This window comes from Rhodococcus sp. 06-462-5 (assembly GCF_002258315.1).
GTDB lineage: Bacteria > Actinomycetota > Actinomycetes > Mycobacteriales > Mycobacteriaceae > Rhodococcoides.
Map to the genome: position 1 here is coordinate 20,107 of NZ_NOYD01000040.1, position 7,751 is coordinate 27,857.

Below are 7,751 nucleotides of genomic sequence, written 5' to 3' on the forward strand. Positions count from 1 at the left end.
GGACCGTTCACAGCAGTCGGCGGTGGTGGGCGGAGAAGGTGTCGATGTCGATTAAGGTGGTTCGCGATGACGGCAATGTGGTTCGGCCTTGCGGCAATTGCACTGATGGGTGCAGTGGCGCTGCTCTACATCGACAGGTCCAAGCGAGATCAGTCCGGACGTGTGCGGCAGATGTGGGCCAAGGCTCAGGGGTACGAGTATCGACCGCACGATCGAGAACTGGTCACTCGGTTCTCTCGCGCTGCCCTGTCCAAGCCGGAGTTCGACGTGGCTCTCGGAGTGGTGACCGGCGTTCGGCGCGGTGAGGAGTTCGTTCTCTTCGACGTCGAGGAGACGGGCACGATCGTGGCCGTGCAACGCTCGGTCGGTTCCGACGTCGACATCGACCTTCGGCCCCGCTCGACGCCACCGCCGCGCGACGAGGACATGGAGCTGCTCGGCTCCATCGGCCCGCGCGTGGTGTTCGCCACCGACGTCGATATCGCTCGGCGTGTCTGCGACCAGCGGATGGCAGCGTTCACCGAGTCCATCCCGGCAAATCTGCAGCTGCTGTGGAGCGAGAAGGACTGGACGCTCGGGTCTCTGCCGCTCAGCAGTGTCGGTCGCGATTGGGATGCCGCGATCGACGCGGTCGCACGACTGTCGGGCATGCTGCACGTGCTGCCCCCGGTTCGCGGAAGCGCGGTCTACGGCGCTCGTCCCGGTGACCCCGGCCGTGACCGAAGCGATCCGGGTAGGCCGCTGGTGCAGGAGGCGCACACTCAGCAAGCGCGCGTGCCTCAGAATCCCCAGCCCCGCGCGGCGGAACCCCGTATCCAGGCGGTACGAAGCCCGGAGTCGCGTGTTGCCGAGCCGAGAACCCCTGCGCCCAAGACGCCCGAGCCGCGGGTTCGGCCTCCTCGGGTAGCTGAACCCCGTAGCCAGGAACCCCGTACCCAGGAACCCCGTACTCAGGAACCCCGTACTCACGAGCCGCGTCCGCAGGAGCCGGGACGTAGGCCGCGTCCGCCGAGGCCCGATGCGGCCGGTCCGCAGGCCGCAAGCAGGGCGAATCCGTCGCGTCCGGTGCCGCGTCCGCCCGCGTCGCGTCCGATTCCGTTCGACTCCGAACGCCGACGCAATCAGCCCTGACGAAACTTCGGGCGTGTTTACGGGCGCAGACGCGCTTACGCGGCTAAATTCGTACCCTGTGACGGTTTCTTCGGTTGTTGTCGTGGCAGTCCTGGCCCTGATTGTCGCGGTCGGTTACGTGGTGATCGCAGTGCGTCGACTCGGTCGGTACAGCGATCAGACGGAGCAGAGTCTGCGGCTGGTCGATGTCGAGCTCGATCGGCGTCACGAGCAGTTGGGCCCGTTCCTCGCCGCCGCCGAGGCCACCGGGCTGTCCGGTGATCTGCTGCGTCAGCTCGGCGGTGCGCGTTCGTGGTCCAAGGCCGTACGCGATCGCAGCCTGGGTCTGCAGGCGCAGGCCGCTGCCGAGAATGCGCTGTCCGCCGCGTTCCATGCCGTGCTCGCCGACGCCGACGCGCGTCGGAACGCTTTGGGCAATTGGTCGTTTCAAGGCCCGGCCGGAGAACTGAACGTCACCGAGCGTCGTATCGCGGGCGCGGTGCGGGTGTACAACGACAACGCGTACCGGTTGTCGCAGGCGATCGGCACGTTCCCGTCCTCGCTCGTCGCCAGGTCTCGCTCGTTGACCGCACCGGAACCGTTCGTGGAGACCAAGGAACTGCTCGACGAGCAGCAGTCGGCCGAGATCGCTGCCTAGTAGCAGAACGATCGGCGGTGCCGGCGGGAGCGCATGCGCGGTTCGGTGGGTAAGTTCGTACCGACCTATCGAAGATCCGTGGTGCGACGAGAGGAACCCGAACATGGCCGACAGTGCCGCGAATTCGGACCGGCAGGAACTGGCCGATCTGGTGAAAGAGCTTGCCGTCGTGCATGGGAAGGTCACGTTGTCGTCGGGCAAGGAAGCCGACTACTACGTGGATCTGCGTCGCGCGACACTGCATCACCGGGCGGGTGCGCTGATCGGTTCGTTGATGCGTGATCTGGTTGCCGACTGGGATTTCGTGTCGGTCGGCGGTCTGACGATGGGTGCAGATCCGGTGGCGATGTCGATCATGCATGCGCAGGGGCGTCCGATCGACGCGTTCGTGGTGCGCAAGGCCGCGAAGGCGCACGGCATGCAGCGTCAGATCGAGGGTCCGGACATCGTCGGCAAACGTGTTCTGGTGGTGGAGGATACGACGACCACCGGAAATTCTCCGCTCACTGCCGTGCAGGCTCTGCGTGACGCGGGAGCGACGGTCGTCGGAGTGGCCACAGTGGTCGATCGGGCGACCGGGGCGGACGAGGTCATCGCCGCCGAGGGGCTCGAATATCGATCTCTCCTCGGACTGGCGGACCTCGGCCTGTAACCCGGTCCCGAAAGAGCTTGTCAGCGAACCAGTTGCGCTACGACGACGAAGTTGTCGTCGGTGGGTTCGCCGCCCTGGACGTCGCAGTTGGCGAGGATCAATCGTCCCGGCACCGAGCGTCGGAGTTCGTTGTCCGCCAGCAGGGAGCCCTTCGGTAGTGGGCCGACCGATTCGACCGCGTACTGCAGGGTGCCGCTCGCTGTACGCAACACGACGGTGTCGCCCGGTGCCACCACACGCAACGCCTTGAACGGGGCATCACGCTTCGAATAATTGTGTCCCGCAACCACTACCGTTTGCTCGGTGGATGTTCCCGGCATACCGCTCTCGGCCCACCACGCGGGCAGTTCGTCGACCGGGTTCAGCACCTGGCCACTGTCGCCGCCGCGGTAGAGCGGGTCGGGATGGATGGGGCTGCTCAGGTAGGTCGTGCCGTCCGAGGATCGGAGTTCGATGTATTCCGGCTGAGCGGGAGCGACGTCGCTCGCCGGTGCAGCCACCGAGATCTGTGACTGCACCGGCGAGCGATCGGGTGCGGCGAACCCGACTTCGTCACTCGCACAACCTGATACGAGTAGAACGAAGGTCAGGATCGCCGTCCACAGCCAGCGGGTGTTACGAGGTGGCATCGGTGGAGCTGCGGCGACGCAGGTAGAACGCTCCACCTGCTGCCGCGACCACGACCACGCCGACTCCGGCCAGGATCACCGGGGTGTTGGACGAGCTGTCCGACCCGCCCGACGCCTCGTCGGAGGAATCGCCGAGAGCGAGATCGACCGGCGGCAGATCGCCGGCAACGCTGACGACACCGTTCTCGTCGGTGGTGAAGTAGTCCGCGACGGTGAACGATCCGTCCTCGTTCCTGACACCGACCAGGGAGACTCCGGTCTTGTCGACGACGACGGTGTTCTCGTCGACCTCGGTGACCGGAACATCCTCGCGGACAACATTTCCGAGGTTGATCGTCCACTCGAACTTCGGTCCGCTGGCGGCCAGTTCGGCTGCTGCGGCCTTCAGATCGGCCTCGGCCTTGGCCTTCTCGTCGGAGTTGGCCTTCGCGGCTGCCGCTTCGTCCTGTGCGGTCTTCAGCGTGGCGGCTGCTGCGGCGGCGTTCGTCTTGGCTGTGGCGGCTGCCTCGGTCTTGGTCGCCAGATCTGCGTCGGCTGCCGCAACGGCGGCGTCGGCGTCCACGACTGCCTGTGCGGCGTCGGCTGCGGCCTGCTCGAGGTCTGCGATGTCTGCATCCGACGGGGCGGCGTCGAGTGCAGCCTGCGCCGCGGTTGCCGCCTCTGCCTTGGCCTCGGCGTCGGCCTTGGCCGCATCGGCTGCGGTTCGGGCGTCGGCTGCGGCCTTCTCGGATTCGGTTTCCTCACCTGCTGCGGCCTCGGCTGCAGCTTCGAGGTTCAGGGCGTTCTGCTCGGCCATCGCGGCCACTGCCGCTGCGGTCTGAGCTTCGACGTTCAGCGCCAGCGATTTCGCGGCGGTGGCAGCAGCAGCGCGAACTGCAGCGGTCACCTTGGCGAGGTTGAAGTTCTTGAACGAATCCTGAACGGCGGTAACGGAATCTGCGAGGGCCTTGTTCGACGCGTCGGCCTCGACCTTGGCGGTGGCGGCAAGTTCCGCTTTCGCGTTGGCGTCTGCGCGCGCTTCCGCGGCGGCGGCGGTGGCTTCTGGGTCGCCCGAGACGGCTGCGGCTTCGAGCTCCTTGGCCTTTGCTTCTGCCTCTGTAGCGAGTGTTGCTGCACTGTCGGCGGCGGCCGTGGCGTCATCTGCCGCGGTCTGCAGCTCGGCTGCGGTGTTCTTGGCGGCGGTGACTGCCGCACTCGCGGCCTCGCTCTGGACCTTGGCCGATGCGGCGGCCGTGACGGCTGCCTTTGCCTTGACGTCGGCCTCGGCCGCGGCAACCTCCGCTTTGGTGGCGTCGCTACTCGCGGCACTGTCGGCGGCCTTGGCTGTGTCCAGGCGCACCTGAGCGGCGGCAGATGCTTCGGCGGCGAGCTTGCTGGCCGCTTCGGCGTCGGCGATTGCCTTCTTCTCGGCGTCGGACAGCTGCGGGATGATGTCGAGGTTGACCGTCGCGGTTCCGTCGTCGTTCATGACGATGCCGGGGACGATCTGGGGCAGGGGGCGGATGCTCGACGGTGCTTCGGGGGCCGGGACCGCAGCGACGGCCGCCGCAGCCTCGGCCGCGGCGGCAGCCGCATCCTCGGAGGTCACAGCGGGTGATTGGAGTTCCCCGTCGACGGTGGCGGATCCTTCGACCGTTGCGCCCTCCTCGGCGGTGGGAGCTCCCGATTCGGTGCCGCCTTCCGTGGCGGGCTCCTCGACGACGGAGCTGTCCGGTGTGGTCGGGTCCTGCGCACTGGCAATTCCCGGTGCGGCGATGGAGAGGGACAGTGCCATGGCGGCCCCGGCAGCGGCGAGGCGCGCCTTCTTGGACCTGGCGATCGACTTCTGCGACATGGAGATTGTGGCCCTTCGGTCAGTGGCAGCAGAGTGCTGCGCGCACCCGCCCTCCCACGCGGAACGGGTGTAGTTGGTGAGTCACACGAACAACCGTGTTGACGTGACCGTAAACCAACCGGCCGGTCTCGGGAACCGTTCAAGCCTTTACCTGAGAATTGGTTATGAAAGTGTTACTGATGGGACTCATGTTACGAGTGAGAATCGCGAAAGCGAACGGCGGTCGAGATCCGAAGATCTCGACCGCCGCGAAAACCTGTTCAGGTGAAGGTATTTCAGTCGCCGACCGTCACGGCCCGGGCCTCGTCGATGCTGTGAGGTGCAGGTTCGTGGTCGTCGACGTGGGCGAGCACCTTCCGGCCGGTCGCCAGGACCACGACGGCGAGGGCGGTGCAGGCGGCACCCACCCAGAACGGGACGTGCATGTTCGACTCGCCCAGTTTTCCGGCCAGGTAGGGAGCCGCGGCCCCGCCGGTGAAGCGGACGAAGCTGTAGGCCGCCGACGCCGTCGAGCGCTCGACCGGTGCCGAGATCATCACGGTCTCGGTGATCAGGGTGTTGTTGACGCCGAGGAACAACCCGGCCAGGACGGTTCCCACGATGAGGACGGCCTTGTTCTCGGTGAACATCGCCATGACGGCCAGATCCAGGGCGAACAGCAACAGCGCGAGCATCATCATGTTCAGCGTTCCGAAGGCCCGCTGCAGTTTCGGCGCGATGAACACCGACGCCACCGCCAGGCACAGACCCCAGCCGAAGAAGATGAAACCGATCGAGTACGTGCCCATGTCCAGCGGGAAGGGCGTATACGCGAGGAGGGTGAAGAAGCCGTAGTTGTAGAGCAGTGCGGTGATGCCGACGGTGAGCAGGCCGCGGTGACGAAGCGCGCGGAACGGATCGAGTATCGAGGTGGTGTGCGCGGGCTTCGGGGTGTCCGGAAGCATGACGACGAGCAGGATGAACGCGACGGCCATCAGTGCGGCAACCCCGAAGAACGGTCCCCGCCAGCTGAATCCGCCGAGAACTCCGCCGACGAGGGGGCCGGTGGCGATACCGATACCCAGTGCGGCCTCGTAGAGGATGATCGCGCGAGCGACACCTCCTGATGCGGCACCGACGATGGTCGAGAGCGCCGTCGCGATGAACAGGGCATTGCCCAGTCCCCAGCCTGCGCGGAAACCGATGATCTCGCCGACCGATCCGGACGTGCCTGCCAGAGCGGCGAACACGACGATGATCGCCAGTCCCACCAGCAGGGTGCGCTTGGGTCCGAAGCGGCTGGACACCACTCCGGTGATCAGCATCGCGACACCGGTGACGAGCATGTAGCTGGTGAACAGCAGCGACACCTGCGACGGCGACGCATCGAGTTGTTCGCCGATGGGCTTGAGGATGGGATCGACGAGGCCGATACCCATGAAGGCGATGACGCTGGCGAACGCGACGGCCCACACCGCTCGCGGTTGCTTCAGCAGGCTTTCGGGTGAAGTGCTGGTTGTCACGAAGAAGTTCCTCTCATTCCGCGATCGACGGGCTCGAGGATGCTGCGCAGCTCGCTCAGTCCGTCGGTCAGTTTCTGGATCTGTTCCGGGTCGCGGTCGGACAGGTACGGCACCAGTCCGTCGACGATGTGGCGTCGACTCGCGGCGAGCCATCGGTGGCCGTCGTCGGTCATCTCGATGAGGACGGCACGGGAATCGTCGGGATCGGCGGTTCGGGTGACGAGGCCGCTCTTGCTCAGCTTGGCGAGCAAGGCCGTCGCCGACGGTTGGGAACAGCGGTCCAGCTCGGCGAACGTGCTGATGCGCAGGGGCTGATATTCCTCGAGCAACGACAGCGCTCGCATCCACGCTCGGGGCCATTCGTCGCTGCCGAACCGTGCGGCCAACCGGACGAAACGTGACGAGCTGGTGACCAGTTGCGACAGGAGGTCCCTGATGTCTGCGTCGGAGTGACTCACCGGATTATTATTACATACGCTAACTATCTATAGGAAATGCACCACGTGCCCGGAAGGGCCCGACGGCGAAAAATCAGTACTGGCGCAGGAGAGCCGCGATGTCGCGGTCCCACTCGGCGTCCCGATGACCGTCGTAGCGAAAGCGCATCAGGTGATGGAAGCCGATGAGAATCGATGCCACGAGCACCCAGCTACCGATGGTGTTGAAGATCGACGCGGCCACGACGTCCGACGAGGTCAGTGGTCGCATACTCGGGTTTCCACTGTCGTCGACCCAGATCTGCGTGGTGGTACCGACGGGTGATCCGGTGTCCACGCTGACGCGTCCGGTGTGCTCGACGCCTCGGTAGACCCACCGCGAGTCGACGGCGGTCGCCGCTGCGCCGGACGCGCCGAATTCGGTCGATGCGACGGGTGCGGATTCGGCTGCGGCGGTGGTGGTCGCGGTGACCTGGTGAATCGAGGTCTTCTGGTCCTCGAGTCGCTGTTGTTGATCGGTGTGGGCGGCAGCACCGATCCACAGCGACACCGGAACCATGAGGATCAGCAGTGCGGTCACCCAGTGCTTGATGCGAGCCTGGCGAACGTCACAGTCGCGGAGCAACGGGTTGGGGTGGCCTGCGAACGCGGAGCGGCCCGAACTGTCCTGCCCGGTGAGTTTGCGGCGCATGATGGTCCCCACTGCCTCGAAATGATCCGACCGACAACCATCGCAGACCTCCACCCGAAAATCTCGTCACAGTGAGCATCACATGTGACGCTGACCCCTATCGCTTGATACTCGCAGGTTGCGTCGCCATCGTGGAAAGGTCGGTCGGATCATTTCGAGGCAGTGGGGACCATCATGCGCCGCAAACTCACCGGGCAGGACAGTTCGGGCCGCTCCGCGTTCGCAGGCCACCCCAACC

8 protein-coding genes are annotated in these 7,751 nt (G+C 65.8%); 3 read left to right on the forward strand and 5 right to left on the reverse strand.

The features are described from left to right. Nucleotides 1-66: 66 nt before the first annotated feature. The 3 genes from CH251_RS19330 (at nt 67) to pyrE (ending at nt 2,420) form a co-directional block, all read left to right on the forward strand. Nucleotides 67-1,131, forward strand: a complete 1,065-nt coding sequence (locus CH251_RS19330; protein ID WP_179273711.1) for a hypothetical protein — start codon at nt 67-69, stop codon at nt 1,129-1,131. Nucleotides 1,132-1,189: 58 nt separating this feature from the next. After that, nucleotides 1,190-1,768: a LemA family protein gene (locus tag CH251_RS19335; RefSeq protein WP_256979185.1), complete on the forward strand. Its 579-nt coding sequence runs from the start codon at nt 1,190-1,192 to the stop codon at nt 1,766-1,768. A 103-nt stretch (nt 1,769-1,871) separates the two neighbouring features. Next, nucleotides 1,872-2,420, forward strand: a complete 549-nt coding sequence (pyrE, locus tag CH251_RS19340) for an orotate phosphoribosyltransferase (protein ID WP_045198649.1) — start codon at nt 1,872-1,874, stop codon at nt 2,418-2,420. 20 nt (nt 2,421-2,440) lie between these two features. Here the strand turns inward: pyrE and CH251_RS19345 are convergent, their stop codons facing one another. The 5 genes from CH251_RS19345 to CH251_RS19365 all read right to left on the reverse strand — a co-directional run bounded on the left by CH251_RS19345 (nt 2,441) and on the right by CH251_RS19365 (nt 7,513). After that, the gene (locus CH251_RS19345) at nt 2,441-3,049 is read right to left on the reverse strand and encodes a class F sortase (RefSeq protein ID WP_094614598.1); all 609 of its coding nucleotides are present in this window, start codon (nt 3,047-3,049) and stop codon (nt 2,441-2,443) included. After that, the gene (locus CH251_RS19350) at nt 3,036-4,883 is read right to left on the reverse strand and encodes a hypothetical protein (protein WP_094614599.1); all 1,848 of its coding nucleotides are present in this window, start codon (nt 4,881-4,883) and stop codon (nt 3,036-3,038) included. Before CH251_RS19350 ends, CH251_RS19345 begins: the two co-directional genes overlap by 14 nt. Before the next feature lie 275 nt (nt 4,884-5,158). Continuing rightward, nucleotides 5,159-6,385, reverse strand: a complete 1,227-nt coding sequence (locus tag CH251_RS19355) for an MFS transporter (protein ID WP_094614600.1) — start codon at nt 6,383-6,385, stop codon at nt 5,159-5,161. Further along, nucleotides 6,382-6,843: a MarR family winged helix-turn-helix transcriptional regulator gene (locus tag CH251_RS19360; protein ID WP_032397159.1), complete on the reverse strand. Its 462-nt coding sequence runs from the start codon at nt 6,841-6,843 to the stop codon at nt 6,382-6,384. Before CH251_RS19360 ends, CH251_RS19355 begins: the two co-directional genes overlap by 4 nt. A 73-nt stretch (nt 6,844-6,916) precedes the next feature. Then, complete coding sequence (locus CH251_RS19365) at nt 6,917-7,513, reverse strand: hypothetical protein (RefSeq protein ID WP_045198656.1); 597 nt, start codon at nt 7,511-7,513, stop codon at nt 6,917-6,919. Nucleotides 7,514-7,751 lie beyond the last annotated feature (238 nt).